The following is a 19,049-nucleotide window of genomic DNA, read 5'->3' on the forward strand; positions in this document are numbered from 1 at the left end:
TAGTATATGCGGCCCGCGACCATGAAAGTGGTCCTGCTCTTTAACAATTTAATCAGACAATCTGTGTGGGCACTCACAAGACACTATCGCAACTAGATACGAAAAAGTCTTGAAGAGTGAACAACAGTTAATTCATTACGAATAAACAGTAAATTCTTTGAGCATCGCTATTAACTTAGCAAATCAAGCTTTTAATTGAAGAGTTTGATCATGGCTCAGATTGAACGCTGGCGGCAGGCCTAACACATGCAAGTCGAGCGGCAGCGGAAGGAAGCTTGCTTCCTTGCCGGCGAGCGGCGGACGGGTGAGTAATGTCTGGGGATCTGCCCGATGGAGGGGGATAACTACTGGAAACGGTAGCTAATACCGCATAACGTCGCAAGACCAAAGTGGGGGACCTTCGGGCCTCACACCATCGGATGAACCCAGATGGGATTAGCTAGTAGGCGGGGTAAAGGCCCACCTAGGCGACGATCTCTAGCTGGTCTGAGAGGATGACCAGCCACACTGGAACTGAGACACGGTCCAGACTCCTACGGGAGGCAGCAGTGGGGAATATTGCACAATGGGGGAAACCCTGATGCAGCCATGCCGCGTGTATGAAGAAGGCCTTCGGGTTGTAAAGTACTTTCAGCGGGGAGGAAGGCAGTGAACTTAATACGTTCGCTGATTGACGTTACCCGCAGAAGAAGCACCGGCTAACTCCGTGCCAGCAGCCGCGGTAATACGGAGGGTGCAAGCGTTAATCGGAATGACTGGGCGTAAAGCGCACGCAGGCGGTTTGTTAAGTCAGATGTGAAATCCCCGAGCTTAACTTGGGAACTGCATTTGAAACTGGCAAGCTAGAGTCTTGTAGAGGGGGGTAGAATTCCAGGTGTAGCGGTGAAATGCGTAGAGATCTGGAGGAATACCGGTGGCGAAGGCGGCCCCCTGGACAAAGACTGACGCTCAGGTGCGAAAGCGTGGGGAGCAAACAGGATTAGATACCCTGGTAGTCCACGCTGTAAACGATGTCGACTTGGAGGTTGCGGTCTTGAACTGTGGCTTCCGGAGCTAACGCGTTAAGTCGACCGCCTGGGGAGTACGGCCGCAAGGTTAAAACTCAAATGAATTGACGGGGGCCCGCACAAGCGGTGGAGCATGTGGTTTAATTCGATGCAACGCGAAGAACCTTACCTACTCTTGACATCCAGAGAACTTGGCAGAGATGCCTTGGTGCCTTCGGGAACTCTGAGACAGGTGCTGCATGGCTGTCGTCAGCTCGTGTTGTGAAATGTTGGGTTAAGTCCCGCAACGAGCGCAACCCTTATCCTTTGTTGCCAGCGATTCGGTCGGGAACTCAAAGGAGACTGCCGGTGATAAACCGGAGGAAGGTGGGGATGACGTCAAGTCATCATGGCCCTTACGAGTAGGGCTACACACGTGCTACAATGGCGCATACAAAGAGAAGCGAACTTGCGAGAGTAAGCGGACCTCATAAAGTGCGTCGTAGTCCGGATTGGAGTCTGCAACTCGACTCCATGAAGTCGGAATCGCTAGTAATCGTAGATCAGAATGCTACGGTGAATACGTTCCCGGGCCTTGTACACACCGCCCGTCACACCATGGGAGTGGGTTGCAAAAGAAGTAGGTAGCTTAACCTTCGGGAGGGCGCTTACCACTTTGTGATTCATGACTGGGGTGAAGTCGTAACAAGGTAACCGTAGGGGAACCTGCGGTTGGATCACCTCCTTACCAAAGTGAAGTGCTAGTGAAGTGCTCACACAGATTGTCTGATGAAAAAGCAAGAGCAAAAGCGCACCTGTTGATGATGAGTCTCTGACTCATGCTGATGCGGAACGATTGAGCCGGAAGGCTGAGTCGGATTTCGTGTCCCCATCGTCTAGAGGCCTAGGACACCGCCCTTTCACGGCGGTAACAGGGGTTCGAATCCCCTTGGGGACGCCATACCGATAATGAGTGAAAGGCATTATCACCTGAATATCTTAAAGATGACTTTAACGAGTCGTGTTTAAGATATTGCTCTTTAACAATCTGGAACAAGCTGAAATTTGAAACGATGCAGCTGAACATGTCTCTCCGTGCAGTATTGAGATGTGATTTGGTTGTGTCAGAGTCTCTCAAATAATCGCAGCGTGAAGCGTGTCTTACGAGACACCTTCGGGTTGTGAGGTTAAGTGACTAAGCGTACACGGTGGATGCCTAGGCAGTCAGAGGCGATGAAGGGCGTGCTAATCTGCGAAAAGCGTCGGCAAGGTGATATGAACCGTTATACCCGACGATACCCGAATGGGGAAACCCAGTGCAATCCGTTGCACTATCGCAACATGAATACATAGTGTTGCGAGGCGAACCGGGGGAACTGAAACATCTCAGTACCCCGAGGAAAAGAAATCAACCGAGATTCCCCTAGTAGCGGCGAGCGAACGGGGAGGAGCCCAGAACCTGAATCAGTTTGTGTCTTAGTGGAAGCGTCTGGAAAGTCGCACGACAGAGGGTGATAGTCCCGTACACGAAGAGGCATGGATTGTGAGTTCGATGAGTAGGGCGGGACACGTGTTATCCTGTCTGAATATGGGGGGACCATCCTCCAAGGCTAAATACTCCTGACTGACCGATAGTGAACCAGTACCGTGAGGGAAAGGCGAAAAGAACCCCGGCGAGGGGAGTGAAATAGAACCTGAAACCGTGTACGTACAAGCAGTGGGAGCCTTGATTTATCAGGGTGACTGCGTACCTTTTGTATAATGGGTCAGCGACTTATATTCTGTAGCAAGGTTAACCGAATAGGGGAGCCGCAGGGAAACCGAGTCTTAACTGGGCGTTAAGTTGCAGGGTATAGACCCGAAACCCGGTGATCTAGCCATGGGCAGGTTGAAGGTTGGGTAACACTAACTGGAGGACCGAACCGACTAATGTTGAAAAATTAGCGGATGACTTGTGGCTGGGGGTGAAAGGCCAATCAAACCGGGAGATAGCTGGTTCTCCCCGAAAGCTATTTAGGTAGCGCCTCGTGAACTCATCTTCGGGGGTAGAGCACTGTTTCGACTAGGGGGCCATCCCGGCTTACCAACTCGATGCAAACTGCGAATACCGAAGAATGTTATCACGGGAGACACACGGCGGGTGCTAACGTCCGTCGTGAAGAGGGAAACAACCCAGACCGCCAGCTAAGGTCCCAAAGTCATGGTTAAGTGGGAAACGATGTGGGAAGGCCCAGACAGCCAGGATGTTGGCTTAGAAGCAGCCATCATTTAAAGAAAGCGTAATAGCTCACTGGTCGAGTCGGCCTGCGCGGAAGATGTAACGGGGCTAAACCATGCACCGAAGCTGCGGCAGCGACACTCAGGTGTTGTTGGGTAGGGGAGCGTTCTGTAAGCCTGCGAAGGNGACCTGTGAGGGTTGCTGGAGGTATCAGAAGTGCGAATGCTGACATAAGTAACGATAATGCGGGTGAAAAACCCGCACGCCGGAAGACCAAGGGNTCCTGTCCAACGTTAATCGGGGCAGGGTGAGTCGACCCCTAAGGCGAGGCCGAAAGGCGTAGTCGATGGGAAACAGGTTAATATTCCTGTACTTGGTGTTACTGCGAAGGGGGGACGGAGAAGGCTAGGTTATCCGGGCGACGGTTGTCCCGGTTTAAGCGTGTAGGTGGATGTTTTTGGTAAATCCGGAACATCATTAACACTGAGGCGTGATGACGAGTCACTACGGTGATGAAGTGACCGATGCCAAGCTTCCAGGAAAAGCCTCTAAGCTCCAGGTAACACGAAATCGTACCCCAAACCGACACAGGTGGTCAGGTAGAGAATACCAAGGCGCTTGAGAGAACTCGGGTGAAGGAACTAGGCAAAATGGTGCCGTAACTTCGGGAGAAGGCACGCTGGCGTTGGTGAAGGGACTTGCTCCCGGAGCTGATACCAGTCGCAGATACCAGCTGGCTGCAACTGTTTAATAAAAACACAGCACTGTGCAAACACGAAAGTGGACGTATACGGTGTGACGCCTGCCCGGTGCCGGAAGGTTAATTGATGGGGTCAGCCGCAAGGCGAAGCTCTTGATCGAAGCCCCGGTAAACGGCGGCCGTAACTATAACGGTCCTAAGGTAGCGAAATTCCTTGTCGGGTAAGTTCCGACCTGCACGAATGGCGTAATGATGGCCAGGCTGTCTCCACCCGAGACTCAGTGAAATTGAACTCGCTGTGAAGATGCAGTGTACCCGCGGCAAGACGGAAAGACCCCGTGAACCTTTACTATAGCTTGACACTGAACCTTGAGCCTTGATGTGTAGGATAGGTGGGAGGCTTTGAAGTGTGGACGCCAGTCTGCATGGAGCCAACCTTGAAATACCACCCTTTAATGTTTGATGTTCTAACGTGGGCCCCTAATCGGGGTTGCGGACAGTGTCTGGTGGGTAGTTTGACTGGGGCGGTCTCCTCCCAAAGAGTAACGGAGGAGCACGAAGGTTAGCTAATCCTGGTCGGACATCAGGAGGTTAGTGCAAAGGCATAAGCTAGCTTGACTGCGAGAGTGACGGCTCGAGCAGGTGCGAAAGCAGGTCTTAGTGATCCGGTGGTTCTGAATGGAAGGGCCATCGCTCAACGGATAAAAGGTACTCCGGGGATAACAGGCTGATACCGCCCAAGAGTTCATATCGACGGCGGTGTTTGGCACCTCGATGTCGGCTCATCACATCCTGGGGCTGAAGTAGGTCCCAAGGGTACGGCTGTTCGCCGTTTAAAGTGGTACGCGAGCTGGGTTTAGAACGTCGTGAGACAGTTCGGTCCCTATCTGCCGTGGGCGTTGGAAGATTGAGGGGGGTTGCTCCTAGTACGAGAGGACCGGAGTGAACGCACCACTGGTGTTCGGGTTGTGATGCCAATCGCATTGCCCGGTAGCTAAGTGCGGAAGAGATAACCGCTGAAAGCATCTAAGCGGGAAACTTGCCCCGAGATGAGTCTTCCCTGGGACTTCGAGTCCCCTGAAGGGCCGTTGAAGACGACGACGTAGATAGGCTGGGTGNGTAAGCGNAGCGATACGTTGAGCTAACCAGTACTAATGACCCGAGAGGCTTAACCTTACAACACCGAAGGTGTTTTTAGAGAGACGATTCAGCTTGTTCAAAGATTGGTTCTGGTGGTTGCACGGAGAGAGTGTGTAACGGCTGGAATGAAACAGAATTTGCCTGGCGGCGATAGCGCGGTGGTCCCACCTGACCCCATGCCGAACTCAGCAGTGAAACGCCGTAGCGCCGATGGTAGTGTGGGGTCTCCCCATGTGAGAGTAGGGAACTGCCAGGCATTAATTTAAGGTGCATAGCACCGGTTACTGGAAGCAGGTTATCCGGTAACGATACAGAATCGGTGGAGCGGTAGTTCAGTTGGTTAGAATNCCTGCCTGTCACGCAGGGGGTCGCGGGTTCGAGTCCCGTCCGTTCCGCCACTTATCTTGTCCTGGGATGTTATTGATACCCAGATGGAAAAGAAACCGTACTACCGTAAAAGGGGTACGGTTTTTTTTCGTCTTCAAAATACCCGCGACAATCAGCGAGTATTCAATCGTAAAACGTCCACACAGATCATAGCCTCTTTTGGTTCTTCCTTATTTTTACCAAATGCGTGCTCGTGCTTTTTCCCTGAAAGGTCTCGGTTCGCTGTAGTGAAATCATCGGTATAACAACCCGTTGTGTTTCATACAGTCTTCTTGTGACGTGAGCGATGGAGATGACTACTGAGATCGCCTGATGAGAGGCGACTCTGGTTGCTCGCTGGATGCCTATGAAAACGATTGGAATCGCTGCTTTCAGCTGCCCAGTGCTATCTGCTTCGGCATTATCAGCGTGCGGATGACCTGCTCCCTTTGTTCGAACATTACCTCTGTGTACTTCCTCCCGATAAATCTTCCCCTTTATTGCCCTATGGCTATCTGCTGCGATCAAGGCAAAGTACCCGCAAAAAGATGCTGAGGGAAAACCACCGCTCATACCCACCCGTTCCGGGAACAATAACCTCTCCGCTATATTCCACCGACGCTCCGCTTCCTCATAATACGACTTAATCAAACGCCTAAAGTAATAAACTCTGAGTCCTGAAGGATCATTCCATGGTCTGGATGATATCTACTGTCGCTTATCATGGCGTTTTTGGCCGAACAATAAGTCATAAGGCGGCCGTTTTGAAAGGAATATTGTCATCGTAAAGACTCACAGTCAGCACAAATTTCGACTTACATCAACTGAGAATAAAATTTCACAGGTTTATAAGAAGAAAAGCACATCATCCATCAATAAAATCGTGAAACTATCTCGGAATTAATCATATTTATTGGGTGTAGTGATTCAATTTATTTTAAGTGCCTAGATGAATTATTTATTCAGGGGAGAGGTTATCTCAGAATAACTAATAATCATGTTAGGGGATATTGTGGGGAAGTATTCGTTGAGTTATTCTTTTTCGAGAACAGTATTCAATGATTATTTTCAGTATATTCCTATTTTTTCTGGCATCAATTTTATTGATTTAAATGTATGTTTTTCATTTTTTGTTTTCATTTCACTGGGTTAAGCCTTAATGTTTATTTTTAGAGGGCAAGCACCAGGTCTTTAAATGGCATAAAGATATTTTATGGTTCTTAATAAATTATGGTTTTAAATAGATAGCCAATAAGAAACCATTATGGGTAAATGTAACAATATAAGCGCCATGTAATGAAAAAAAGCGAAATATAAAAATTGCTTTGTGGTTTAACCTGGTTAGAATCCATTTAAACAAGGATTTATGTTTCTTTAATTTTTACTCAAAAATCCTATCAATTTATGATGGGCGGGACCTTGCCAAAATGGTGGGTTGTCTTTTGATATATAAGGTTTTTTATTGGGCGCTGATGTGTTTAATCTAACATGGAATGTATATGGGTGTTAGGCATGCTACTCAGGGTAGTTGGGTGATTAATTACATTTTTGATGAATGTATCAATGTGGTGTTCAAGAACCTTTTATTTAATGCCAAAGCAAATCCATTGTGCGTGAATAATGACAAAACCGCGAGTAAATCTATGGCCAATTAAGCCCATTGCGATAAATGGATGATGAGTTAGTGCTTGTCTTCAATCTGGTGAAAGAAATAACAATAGAAACTGAGGCCCGCCAATTTATCTGATGGGGCTGATTCAATATTTAATTTCTGGCAGTACCCGATGATCTTCGACTTTTCCAGAAGTCAAAAGCTCGTCGGGGGGAAGGAACCCATATCGTCACGTCAGTGAGTGACATCGAAAGACGCTATTCCCTGCATATCGATGCTCTCAGGGAAGAAGTGCCGTGAGCAGATTCACGGTGAGTCTAAACGAATCAATCACTGGCATCAGGAATACGGCTGCTTTTGGCGAATCAGTACTGAACTCGCTATCACCAAGAGAGGATTATGAACGTGACTCCAGAAGACCATGAAGACTTGAATCAGCCTGATGCATTACCGGCGTTAAGGCTCTGCGACTCTGCGTTTTTTTTCGATATCGACGGTACGCTCGCGGAAATATGCCCCCGTCCAGAGGACGCCTCCATTCCCTTACCGCGTTTGTCTCTTCTTCGTGCGCTGTTTCGCGGCTGTGATGGCGCTGTAGGGATTATCTCAGGACGGCGTTTAGCGGATATCGATGATCTGCTGGCGCCGTTGCTGTTTCCGGCGGCGGGAATACATGGCGGGGAACGTCGTCGTGCAGACGGGACGGTTCATCGCTGTGAGGTCAGTCTGCCCGCAGAACTCTGTCTGCGACTGAAGTATTGGGTCAGTCAGCATCCCGGCACTTTTCTCGAAGCTAAAGGGGACACGGCCGTGGCGTTGCACTACCGCCAGTGTCCGCAATTCGAACCCGAAGCGACGCGGCTCGCCTTAGCGCTGATTGAGGATTATCCCCAGTGGGCGGCCCAGCTGGGGAAATGCGTTGTTGAAATAAAACCTGAGAACGTGAACAAAGGGGTCGCGTTGCGGGCGTTTATGACGGAAACGCCGTTTCAGGGGCGAACCCCCGTCTTCGTGGGTGACGATCTCACCGACGAACAGGGTTTTGATGCTGCGCAGGCGCTGGGAGGGATAGCGATTAAAATCGGCGCCGGCCCTACCTGCGCGACGCATCGACTGTCGAGTGTCGATGCCGTCGGGGAGTGGTTATCGTGTTTGACCTCGTTCGCCGACCCGCCGTGTGCGGATAAGGCGGTGTCGCGATGAACCGGCTTGTGGTGGTATCTAATCGCGTGCCCCCGGCGCTGGATGACTGTCCGGCGGGAGGACTGGCCAGCGGGATGATGGCCGCGCTGGAGCTTAGCGGCGGCGTCTGGTTTGGATGGAATGGCGAAGTAGAAAAATGTCCGACCCGCGTCGAAGAACGAAGTCTGAATAACGTCACCTTTGCGACGACCGCGCTGACCGCGGAAGAGTATCAACAGTATTATTGCGGCTTCTCCAACGGCACGTTGTGGCCGACGTTCCACTACCGTGTGGATCTGGCGCGCTACGATAACGAAGAGTACCAGGGATATCTGCGCGTTAACCGTCGTCTGGCGCAGCAGCTAAAACCGCTGCTTCGCCCCGACGATATCATCTGGGTACAGGATTACCACCTCCTTCCTTTCGCCCAAGCCTGTCGGTCGATTGGCATCCACAACCGTATCGGTTTCTTTCTGCATATCCCTTTCCCATCCAGCGTCATCGCCATGACGATACCGCCGCACCGTGAGCTGTTTTCCAGCATGACGGATTACGACCTGTTGGGATTTCAGACCGAAGAAGATCATCAGGCTTTCCGGGATTACGCCAGCCGCATGGGGATGAGCGACGACATCGTCAAAAGCGGCGTTTACCCCATAAGCGTCGCGATTGAGCCGCTTCGTCAACTGGCGCAGGACAACTCCCCCGACCTTCATCTGCTCGATCAGGTCTCCCGTCGTCTGGGACGTAAAGCCATCTTCAGCGTCGACAGGCTGGATTACTCCAAAGGCTTACCCGAGCGCTTCAGCGCCTTCGAACTGCTGCTGAAACATTACCCCGAGCATCGGCGGCGGGTGCAGTTTGTCCAGTTCGCACCCACGACCCGCGACGACATCTCCAGCTACCGGCAAATACGCGAGCAGCTTGACGCACTGGCCGGGCGCATTAACGGCGGCTATTCCGAGCTGGACTGGCTGGCTCTGAATTACATGAACAAGAACTGCGATCGCCGGCGACTGATGGGCCTATACCGCCAGGCACACGTCGCCTGCGTCACGCCGCTGCGCGACGGGATGAATCTGGTGGCGAAAGAGTATGTGGCGGTCCAGGAAGAAACGGATCCCGGCGTGCTGGTGCTGTCTTGCTTCGCCGGCGCGGCGAGGGAATTGGATGCCGCGCTGATCGTCAATCCGTACGACCCGCGCGAAGTCGCCGCCGCGCTGGACCGCGCTTTAATGATGCCGCTCGAAGAACGCATAGAGCGCCACCAGAGCATGTTGAACATTTTACGGCATGCCTCCATCGACGTGTGGCTACGACGTTTTGTGGATGACCTGTCGCGGCAACGCCCGGCAGGCGACGCGGGACACGTGCCCTGTGTGTGTTTGAGAGCCTGATGGCTCGACAAGCTTGCGTCTCGTATCGACGAGCGCAAGGCATCGCGGATGGACGACGTGCCATCACTTCAGGTTGAAGGCGTCGCGCCACTGATTTTCCGGCGGCGTGCGTAGCAAAGGAATGCGTTGTCGACGGTCGGCACTGCCAACGATCCCTGGCCCAGACGGCCCGACGTGTTGATGAAATTTTGAATGAAGGAGCAATGAACCATGACAACGATTAAGCACATTAGCGCTTATCAAGGACGTTTTGACCAATTCGATGCCGTCATTGTGGGCTCCGGCCCTTCCGGCGCGACGGTGGCGCGTACGCTGGCGGAGCAGGGCAAGGACGTCCTGATTCTGGAGCTGGGCGGGCTGGCGTCGCCGGGAGAAGTGCTGGGGACGCATCAGTCCATCTACAGCCGGGCCATCACCGCAACCGGGCTGCAGGATGGAAATCCGTGGACCGCCTGCTGCGTCGGCGGCGGTATGCAGTTCTATTCCGCCATCACCTTTCGCTACCGCGACGTGGATATGCGCATCAGCCGCTACCTGCATTCGGATATGGAGATGGATTGGCCTATCACCTTGCAAGATCTGGAAGAACACTACGGCTACATCGAATCCATGCTGGGGATGCAAGACGTCAGCAGCTATCCATTTAGTGCGCGCGGCAAGAAGATCGCTCATGCGATGGCGTCGCTCGGTTACCGCCCGCGTAATATGCCGCTCGCTATTATTCCGGCGGGAAATGACAACGGATGTCAATTCTGTTCGGCCTGCGACAGCCGCTCTTGTACCACGGGCGCCAAGGCGTCGATTCTGAACCGATCGGTGATCGACGACTCGGCGCTGCCGGGATCCATTACCGTGCTGTTCGGCTGCATGGTGAACAGCATCCGGCTCTCCAACGAAGGGCATGCCCAGTCGGCGGAGTGTTATATCCCATTCTCATCCGAACATTTAAGTATTCCCGTCAACAAGATCATCTGCTGCGGCAACGCCATTCAGACCAGCGCGCTGCTGCTGCGTTCGACCTCCGTGTTGGCCCCGCGCGGCATTGGCAATGAGCACGACCTGGTTGGCCGCGGCCTCTCTTTCAAAATCACCGGCTACACGACCGGCTCTAACCCTGCCTGGGCGAAGGAAGATGGGCTGTGCGCCCCGCATCAAGGCGCCCCCGCGTCCGTCTACACCGATGATTTCTATCAGAACGCCGACGTGCCGACCGGAATTGGCGGCCTGCTGTATGAGGTGGCCTCCCCGGAACCGCTGCGCAACATTGGCCGCATCCGTCTGCACTATCTCGCGGGCGAAGAGGCGTGGTCTCACAACCGCATCACCCTCGATGAGCACAAGGATGAATTTGGCAATCCGCTGATCAAGTTCAATTACAAAAACTCCGACAGCGACTTGGCGCGTATTGGTTTTATGGCGGCCCGGGCGGAGGAAATTCTGAGAGAAGCCGGCGCGAAGACGATAGAGCGTGAACCGTCTGTGCATAACAAAGGCGGCTCGCATTTGCATGGCACGGCGCGGGCAGGGACGGATGCCACGCGGTCGGTCGTCGACGTCGCAGGTCTTGTTCACGGCTACGACAACATCTACGTCATGGATGCCTCCGTCATGACCTTTGCCGGAAACTCAAATCCAACCCACACCATTATGGCCAACGCGCGACGCATGGCCGTAGCGATGCGCTGAACCCCACTCAGGAGCGATAAACACGATGGACAATAATCAGCAGCAGTTACGACGGGCGATCGCGTCAACCGCCGCCCGCGAGTACGACATTTCCGCTCGCCCGCCGTTCGTAGTGCAAAGCGCCAAGGGCGCCTGGCTAAAGGATTGCGATGGTCGAACGATTCTGGACATGACCTCGTCAAACGGCACCGTACTTTTCGGCCATCGGCGTCATGAGATCGATCAGGCCGTGGTCGATCAGATTCAGTCGCGCGGCATCATCTTTCCGACCACGCTGTCCCCGCAGCGAATCGAGCTGGCCGAGCAGCTGGTGGCGCGCTACCCCAGCGTCGAAAAGGCGGTCTTTTTCCGCACGGGATCGGACGGCACCTCGGCGGCGATCAGAATGGCCAGAGCTTACACCGGACGGCGGATCGTCCTGTCCAGCGGTTACCACGGCTGGCACGACTGGCATCGTCAGTTTGGTCAGCTTTGCTACGACCAGGAAACGGATGTCTTCCATTTTGGCTACAACCTGCAGGCGCTCTCTACCGCGCTGGATGTGGCGCGAGACCGTATCGCCGCCGTCATCGTCACGCCTGAATTGGGCTGGTTCCCGGAAAGCCATTTTAACGAGATGGGGCGTCTGTGCCGCGCCGCCGGGGTTCCCTTCATTCTCGATGAGGTGATGTCCGGCCTGCGTTACGGCGCGCATGGCGTTCACGGAGATGGCGGGGTGGATGCCGATTTGATGATTGTCAGTAAAGGCCTCGCCAACGGCTTCGCGCTTTCGACTGTCGCCGGAAAGGCGGATCTGATCAACGCCTACGACGCCGCCGGGCTGGCGGGCACCTACAACAAAGAGGTGACTTCGATGGCGGCCGCGCTGGTGGCGCTGCGGATCTTCAGGGAAGAGCGACCGCACGACGCCGCGCTGAAAATCGGCGCTGAGTTGATTCGCCGGCTTCAGCTGGCGGCGGATGAGGTCGGCATACCCCTTTGGGTGACCGGCCCGCCGCTGATGTTTAAAACGGTTTTCGCCAATGCCAAGGTGGCCGATGCGGTGACGGCCGAATGCTTCGCGCATGGCCTGTTTTTAGAGTGCAACGGTACGCACATGATCAATTTCGCCTTTGGTCAGTCGGAGCTGGAGCACGCGGTGTCCATTTTCAAAGCGTCGCTGGAGGCCGTCAAAGCGTCCGGCAACGACACCGGCGGCGACACGGGCGTGATTGACGAGAAGCGGCGGAAAGACTATGCGCGCTCTGCGTTCGGCGTGGCCTTTGAGGTGGATCTGGAAGCGGATGTCGTTCACGCCTTGAATTTTCGTCGAGGGTCCTATGAAGCCAGAAGCTAACGTCAAAGCGCCCGTGCTGCTTGGCGGGGAGAATCGGTCGGGGACGACGCTGCAAAGTATTATTTTGGATGCGCATCCCGATCTGGTCGTCGCGCCTGAAATCGACTTTCTTGAGCCGCTCGATCTGGGACCGCACATCCTGGAGGCGGCGCGGCTGCTCTCCGCCAACGATCCCCGGGTGCTCGGCCCGGGCACGGAGACGGAAGATCCGTTCTGGTTTGATGGCGCGCACTTTGTGAAGCAGTGCCAGCGTTCCGGCGTCCCGAACGACGACCTGATCGAACTGGTCGAGGCCGCGATGGCCGAACGAAAAAGCGATCTTAGCCGCTTCGTCGATCGCTGCTATCTGATCGAGAAGATCGGCGCCTATCGGCTCAGGAAATACGGCGGGCTGTTCTGGGGCCAAAAGTTGCAGCGCAAAATCGCCCGCATTGATGATTTTGCGCGGATTTGGCCCGAAGCGCGGTTTATCCATATCGTCCGTGATGGCCGAGATCTCTTCGCTTCCCACCTCAACTCCGTCCCTAAGTGGGGATACAAAACGCCATCGGAAATGGCGCGCGGCTGGGTCGAGATCGTCTCCCGGCCCGTGACCGTGGCGCCGCAGGGGCGCTATCTGGAGATTCGCTATGAAGATCTGGTGACCTCGCCGGCAGAGGTTATCAAACGGATGACCGATTTTATCGGCGTTGAATGGAGCGACCAAGTGTTGGCGCATCACGAGGTCTCGCATGTGTTGTTCGAAAATCCCTGGGATCATCCCGCCGCCGAAGCCGCCGCTAAAGCGATCTCCACGTCCCCGGTCGGGCGTTATCAGCGTGATTTGTCAGAGCGTCAGATCGCCGAGTTCGAGGCGGTGGCGGGGCCGCAGCTGAAACGGCTGGGTTATACGCTCTCGGACGAATCGCGCTAGACCTGCTCCTTGCGCGAGACCGCCTCAATGACGGGTGATGTTCATTTTATACCTCGGGCCCGGCGCGCGCCGTACTCAGGTCGTTCTGAATTACTCAATTAAGCTAAGGAAGGACTCATGGATGTAAAGAATAGGGCCATATTCATTTCATTTGATGGCGTCGCGGTTTCCGGTATCACCGTGGAAGCGGNCAAGCTGGCCTCCTGCCTCAATCAGAGAGGCTTCGAGTCATTCATTGATCTTGGGTTCGACATCAAGATCGATAAAGGCAATTTCGGCAGGCCCTATACGCAGAAAGAGAAGAGCGCCTTTGGTCAGATCTTTACGGTGGTGCGAGCGACGGGGGAGGGCGAGCTGCCTGGTTACACTCCGTATTTTATCGAGGACGTGAATAACCTGTTGATCAATGGAAGTCTTCCTTCCAGCGAGGCGCAAAAGGCGCAGAAGCTGGCGGACGTTCATGCGGTCGCTGACGTCTTATCTGAGCGCATTGTAGAGACCTGGCGTGAATTAGGCATTACCCATGTCGTCGTTGAAAACGGCACGCTTCCCGAGAATATTGTTTATACCCATGCGCTGTATAAAGCGATTGCCGCTTACGGCGAAGAGAAAGATCTCGGATGTTTCGTGCTCTGGCGCGACCACGATCTCATGTGGAACAGCGAAACGGCCTGTGGGAAATATGGCGGCGAACCCTGGCCCTATGCCGTGAAACCGATTCCTACGAAATATATCAATTACGTCACGCTTAATGATGCCCTCGCCAGCAAGCTTAGTGAATGGAGCGGAGTCAATATCGACGTCATGCGTAATTGCTACTGTTTCGAAGGCGATAAAAAGCGGAAATCCCTGCGCCCCGAATTCGGAATTTCAGAGAACGATATTCTGATTGCGCGCACGACTCGGCTTGTTCCTGTGAAGCGTTTGGAACGAGATATCTATCTGACTAAAAAACTTAATGAGCTGTGCGTCAAAAATAATAAAGAGCCCTGCGTCTATTTAATTATTGCGGGGGGAGAGCAAGAAGATGCTCGCTATTTTACTTATTTGAAAGACTATGTCAGCGAATTGGGAATGGCGCGATTCGTCCACTTCATCGGCGCATTACAGCATGACTTTATCGACGAAAGCGGCGATGCGTATACGGTTCAGGATCTCTATGAGTCCTGCGATATCGTCTCCTTTCTCACATCGTACGACTACGACAGCTACGGCAATCCGATTGGGGAAGCGATCAGCCACCAGCGGNGTTACATCGCCACCCGCTATGAGTATTACGACGAGGTTTACGGTCAGTACGGTTTTCAAACCGAACTGATGACGATTTCAGCCGACCAGGATGGCTGGCCGGATGATGATTTTGTGCAACGTGTTTATGGATTGGTTGCCGACAAGTCGAAACGAGAGTTCATCGCGAAACATAATTTCCATATCGGGGAAAAACTCATTTCCAACAAGATATTTGGCCACGTTTTTAATGTGTAATAGGGAGTTGTTATGCGTAAAGAAACTTATATATCCATTGTGCTGCCCGTTTATAATGAAGGGAATCGCATTGAAGCAGTCATTGATTCTATTTATCGGCAGACATCGAAATACGGCATATTTACCCTGGATAATATGGAATTAATTATCGTTGATAATAATTCGACCGATGACTCTATTCAGAAAGTCAAAGCAGCTCAGGATAAATATAAAGACCTGACTGTACATATCATTAATGAAACTACGCAGGGCGTTTCTTCAGCCAGAAAAAAAGGCATGGATTACGCTTCACAGCGCGCGGGTATCCGTAATATCGAATACGGTATCGATAACAAGCACTATATCGTTTCCGCCGATGCGGACTGCGAAGTGGATAAGTATTGGATAGACGAACTGGTTTATACCATGATCGAACAGCACGGCGATCTGGGCACCTGTAATTACTACTACGATAAACGAGATTTCGAGCTACGGCCTAACCTGTACCGTGAAATTGATAAAACCCTGCGCTGTCGCCNCTTTTCGTTCTCGCTGTTTGGCGGTTTTCCTGATGGCAAAGGGTTTGCGGTCGAAAAGCGGATGTACGATGCGGTGGGCGGCATTGAGATTTTCTACCAGCTGGAAGGCGGGCGCTTTGTCGAACATCTCTCCGACGACTGGGACTTCGGCATCAAGGTCATCGCCTGCGGCGGTAAACCCGTCTATGCGCCCGAAGCTTACGTCAAAATCAACAGCCGAAGGGTGGACACACTGCTCTACGAGGTGATGAACGGGACTGCCTACGGGAAAGACGGCATCATCATCATGAAGGATGTGCGCCCGACGGAGCATGCGTTGGAAAACTATCAGGACTTGTCGCCCGAACAGGCTGAAGTCTCCTGGTTCAACTCGATCAAAGACTACATACCGAAAAATATCGTACTGCCGGTGCTACTGAATCCGTCGCTGCTGGTGGACAACCCCGAAGTCATTGAGTTCTTCACGCCGGAGGTGGCGGAAAGTCTCTATCGACGTATTTACCAAATCAAGTATGAAACCAGCGTCGTCGACTTCAAGCCGATCCATGCCTACAAAACCCCGGCGTTCCGACTCTATTTTGAATTCAGACATGAGATCTTCAACTCGCTGCGGCGTTTTGTCGGCGAAGATATCGGCTCCGCGCCGCCGCTGCCCGCTTGTTTCGATACCGTGGATGAAAAAGNCTTCCTGCGCTTCGTTTACTATTTCTGCGAAGACCGCGAGTCGGGCGAAGCGCACAACTATTTTGCTAATGGCGGGGNGTTTTGATGAACAAGAGCCATCTCGACACCTTGCTCGATCTCGATAGCCGATACCCCACGCCGTTAGTGTGTGAGGTGCTGGCGAAGGAAGAGAATGCGAAGCTGCTCGACTATGTTGTCAAGGACCCCTTTGGTTGCCACGTTTTCCCCGGTGATATTGAGGATTATCCGATTTCTGCGTTTCATGCGGACATGGAGGTGGAAGTCGGCAAGGCAGAGCGGATCCATCTCTGGGCATACATCCCTACCTGCCGTTACAAGTGCCACTTCTGCCAGTTTCCCACCGTGATCCTCAACCCGGATTCTGCAAAGGCGGGCGCGCTGTTTAGCGAAGTGGTGGATCTCAACATCAAAGAGGCTCAGATGTGGCTGGAACATGTCCCGAGCCTGAGCCGTACGCCCGTCGGGGAATTCAATATTTTCGGCGGAACGCCCTCGCTGCTGCCGGAAGCCGAATTACGGCGGCTGATGGCGTTTTACAAGGAGAACTTCAACTTCTCCTCCGCCACTTTGCGGTTTGAAGGCGAGCCGGGCAGCCTGCCTGAAAATTATCTCGCTATCTTGAAGGAGCTGGGGTTCACCAAGCTGTCGTTTGGCGCGCAGTCGTTTAACGATCGCCTTATCCATGCCTGCGGCAGAAGACATACGGCGGCGGAGTGTTTTTCCACGTTGGAAAATGCCAAAGCGATGGGGTACGAGCTGATCACCATCGACCTGATGTATGGGCTGATGGGGCAGAAAGTGGATGATGTGGCGTACGACATGGAGATGGTCAAGAAGTACGATCTGTCGCATGTGGTATGCACCAAGCTGCATATGAAAGAATTCATGGAAACCCGCAGCGGCGTCTCGGCGAAACGGAAAAATCTCTGGCAGCGCAAACTGATCTCGCTGGGCGATAACGAAATGCCCAGTCTGGGGAAACAGTATCAGATGCGTCAACTGGTGGAGAGCTATCTGGCCGACGACTATCTCGAACATCCCACCATGTATTTTCACAAACGTGATTTGCCGCCGGAGAAATGGAAAAGCCTGATCACCGATCTGGACAAACAATATCCCGAGGTCGCGATAGGGCTGGGCGGCAGCTCCAAGTCTCGTCGCTCTGAGATGATCAACCTGACGGAGTATGACGAGTACCGCGAAGCCTTGAACGCGGGGCGTCTGCCGTGCGGCTCGGTCCGCGGGTTCTCCCCGCATCAGCAGCGCGTCAATGCCTTCAAGATGGCGTTGTCGACGCTGATCCCTGTCGATGATGCGGTCTACAAAAAACGCTTTGATGGGGAGAGCTTCTTCGACAACCCCACCATCTCGGCGGCGTTGACCCACTTGGAAGCAAAAGGGTTGGTGACCGTGGACAACGCGGTGGTCACCCTCTCGCCGGAAGGGCGAGTACTGGTAGAAGCCATTATCAACACGCAGTTCGAGACCGCGAGTCTGACGCCTCACGGCGTCGGATGAGGGATCTTGGAACCTACGGAGCGTACGCCGAAAACCCGCCGCCGGTGGCTTCTGCCGTCGGCGCGGTAAGGGCGCATAAGGATGATTGTGATGCAGAATTTCTCTTCTCGTGTATTCAGTTTTTATTACATCGGCATCGATACCGAAGCTGGCGTCACCAACGCGCAATTCGAAGCCTTTGTGCGTGATAAAGGCGTTCAACTGCCGATTTATCCGGGATGGCGCTGGACCTTGTTGCGCGGGCTACGCGGTGAGCGTACCGATCAATATCTGATGCTGTTCGAAATGAAAAACGCTGAGGCGCGTGACCTGTACGTCGATGAAAACGGCAACCCGACGGCGCTGGCTCGGCAGTTCTGGCAGGAGGCGCCCGAGGCGCAGGGGATCCTCGAAGNGTGGAAACATCTGGCCACTTTCGCGGAACTGCCGACGTTGTTTACCGACTATCGGCTATTGGCCGAAAACAACAAAAGTACGGTCAAACCGGGTCCTCGTTATCATCAAGGGACGGGGACCGCGCGGGTGATCGGTATCCATAATCTGGCGTTGCGAGCGGGCGTCACCCCCGCCGAGTTCGAGTGCTTTATTGCTGAGAATCACCACCGTATAGAGGACTATCCTGACTGGAAGTTTCATCTGCTGAAAGGGGAGCGCGGCAACCGGCTGGATCAGTATGTCGTCATGATGGAGATAGAGAGCGTGGAGGCATTGACGGTCTTTTATCCGGAGGCGGATATCGGCACGCAGGAAACCGATAAGTTCGCTCAGGCGCATCGCGACACTAAGCAGATGTATGAAGAGTGGAAGAAGCTGGCCTCGTTCTCTGGCTCGCCGCAGATCTACACGGACTATATCTCCGTCGCCGAATGCGGGACGTGCGACTAGCTCTCAAGCACGCCCCAGATGTTGATGCTCAGCGAAACCGTGCCGTAAAAGGCTGAGGACCCGTCTGGCCGTCAATCCAAATGCCCTGCCCCCTCCGTTCAGGGCATTTTTATGCGCTCAATTCGCTGAGAGCACTCGCGCTAGCGAACTAGCGGCTACACGTTTTTGAACGGTCTGCTTCGTCAATGCATGAAGCGGCTCAACAGTAGACTGCTCAACCCCGTTGACGGTGACAGCGCCTTTCCCCGCGGATGTTCACCTATCGAACTGGCGAGCGCCCATACCATGCTCAACATGTCTGTCTGTTCCCTGATAAAAAAGGGGTCTTCACATCAAATGGCAGAACGCACGCAGAAAAGTGTGCAGCGGGGACTGGGCCCACCGTTGCTGGCCGCGGCGGGT

Annotated in this window: 8 protein-coding genes, 2 tRNA genes and 3 rRNA genes; all 13 read left to right on the top strand. The window is 53.5% G+C overall.

What is annotated here, in order from left to right; genetic code table 11:
* Window positions 1–192 precede the first annotated feature (192 nt).
* The 13 genes from SB13_RS12210 (at window position 193) to SB13_RS12280 (ending at window position 18,647) form a co-directional block, all read left to right on the top strand.
* Window positions 193–1,734, top strand: a 16S ribosomal RNA gene (locus SB13_RS12210).
* Between the two features lie 137 nt (window positions 1,735–1,871).
* Window positions 1,872–1,947, top strand: a tRNA-Glu gene (locus SB13_RS12215).
* Window positions 1,948–2,171: 224 nt separating this feature from the next.
* A 23S ribosomal RNA gene (locus SB13_RS12220) occupies window positions 2,172–5,080 on the top strand.
* Window positions 5,081–5,184: 104 nt separating this feature from the next.
* Window positions 5,185–5,300, top strand: a 5S ribosomal RNA gene (rrf, locus tag SB13_RS12225).
* The 16S, 23S and 5S rRNA genes sit together here with 2 tRNA genes alongside, the layout of an rRNA operon.
* Window positions 5,301–5,365: 65 nt before the next feature.
* Window positions 5,366–5,442: transfer RNA gene (locus tag SB13_RS12230), tRNA-Asp, on the top strand.
* 1,979 nt (window positions 5,443–7,421) lie between these two features.
* Window positions 7,422–8,225: a trehalose-phosphatase gene (otsB, locus tag SB13_RS12240; RefSeq protein ID WP_072000251.1), complete on the top strand. Its 804-nt coding sequence runs from the start codon at window positions 7,422–7,424 to the stop codon at window positions 8,223–8,225.
* Window positions 8,222–9,601 carry an alpha,alpha-trehalose-phosphate synthase (UDP-forming) gene (locus SB13_RS12245; protein WP_051616495.1) on the top strand — a complete coding sequence of 460 codons (1,380 nt, stop codon included), beginning with the start codon at window positions 8,222–8,224 and terminating at the stop codon, window positions 9,599–9,601. The genes otsB and SB13_RS12245 overlap by 4 nt, the downstream gene beginning before the upstream one ends.
* A gap of 210 nt (window positions 9,602–9,811) precedes the next feature.
* Complete coding sequence (locus tag SB13_RS12250) at window positions 9,812–11,287, top strand: GMC oxidoreductase (protein WP_026740625.1); 1,476 nt, start codon at window positions 9,812–9,814, stop codon at window positions 11,285–11,287.
* 25 nt (window positions 11,288–11,312) lie between these two features.
* Entirely contained in the window at window positions 11,313–12,623 is a 1,311-nt protein-coding gene (locus SB13_RS12255; protein ID WP_026740626.1) for an aminotransferase class III-fold pyridoxal phosphate-dependent enzyme, read from the top strand.
* Window positions 12,607–13,536 (top strand): sulfotransferase family protein, encoded by a 930-nt coding sequence (locus tag SB13_RS12260; RefSeq protein WP_051616494.1) that lies wholly within the window; start codon window positions 12,607–12,609, stop codon window positions 13,534–13,536. Before SB13_RS12255 ends, SB13_RS12260 begins: the two co-directional genes overlap by 17 nt.
* A 1,497-nt stretch (window positions 13,537–15,033) precedes the next feature.
* On the top strand, window positions 15,034–16,308 hold the full coding sequence (locus SB13_RS12270; protein ID WP_026740628.1) for a glycosyltransferase family 2 protein: 1,275 nt from the start codon (window positions 15,034–15,036) through the stop codon (window positions 16,306–16,308).
* Window positions 16,308–17,762 (top strand): radical SAM protein, encoded by a 1,455-nt coding sequence (locus SB13_RS12275; protein ID WP_026740629.1) that lies wholly within the window; start codon window positions 16,308–16,310, stop codon window positions 17,760–17,762. Before SB13_RS12270 ends, SB13_RS12275 begins: the two co-directional genes overlap by 1 nt.
* 90 nt (window positions 17,763–17,852) lie before the next feature.
* A complete protein-coding gene (locus SB13_RS12280) occupies window positions 17,853–18,647 on the top strand; it encodes a hypothetical protein (RefSeq protein WP_026740630.1) in 795 nt (264 codons plus the stop codon).
* Window positions 18,648–19,049 lie beyond the last annotated feature (402 nt).

Source organism: Lonsdalea quercina subsp. quercina (assembly GCF_000688695.1).
GTDB lineage: Bacteria > Pseudomonadota > Gammaproteobacteria > Enterobacterales > Enterobacteriaceae > Lonsdalea > Lonsdalea quercina_D.

Bases quoted from the DNA above. Each gene is read 5' to 3' on its own strand.
- otsB (WP_072000251.1), top strand. From the start codon at position 7,422: ATGAACGTGACTCCAGAAGACCATGAAGACTTGAATCAGCCTGATGCA.
- SB13_RS12245 (WP_051616495.1), top strand. From the start codon at position 8,222: ATGAACCGGCTTGTGGTGGTATCTAATCGCGTGCCCCCGGCGCTGGAT.
- SB13_RS12250 (WP_026740625.1), top strand. From the start codon at position 9,812: ATGACAACGATTAAGCACATTAGCGCTTATCAAGGACGTTTTGACCAA.
- SB13_RS12255 (WP_026740626.1), top strand. From the start codon at position 11,313: ATGGACAATAATCAGCAGCAGTTACGACGGGCGATCGCGTCAACCGCC.
- SB13_RS12260 (WP_051616494.1), top strand. From the start codon at position 12,607: ATGAAGCCAGAAGCTAACGTCAAAGCGCCCGTGCTGCTTGGCGGGGAG.
- SB13_RS12275 (WP_026740629.1), top strand. From the start codon at position 16,308: ATGAACAAGAGCCATCTCGACACCTTGCTCGATCTCGATAGCCGATAC.